Annotated in this window: 1 protein-coding gene; it reads right to left on the bottom strand. The window is 47.3% G+C overall.

What is annotated here, in order from left to right; all coding sequences use genetic code 11:
• The coding region (locus tag A3761_RS05760; protein ID WP_197472865.1) for an acyl-CoA dehydrogenase family protein at positions 1 to 298 on the bottom strand (298 nt) is incomplete at both ends.

Below are 298 nucleotides of genomic sequence, written 5' to 3'. Positions count from 1 at the left end.
CACCTAGCAGTATATTCTCGGCAGGTACACGCACATTTTCGAATAAAATTTCTGCGTGACCTTCTGGCGCATCGTCATTACCGAATACTTGCATCGGTCGAACGACGGTGACACCCGGCGTGTTCATCGGTACGAGTATCATTGATTGTTGTAGGTGACGATTTTCGTTGTCCGGGTCTGTTTTGCCCATCACGATGAGTATTTCGCAACGCGGATCACACGCACCCGAGATATACCATTTACGACCATTAATGACGTAGTCTTCGCCGTCACGCGTAATAAGAGTCTGAATATTTGT

It is taken from the genome of Oleiphilus sp. HI0123 (genome assembly GCF_001635315.1).
Note: the sequence above shows the minus strand (reverse complement) of the source record. Positions and strands in the feature narration are given on the sequence as shown.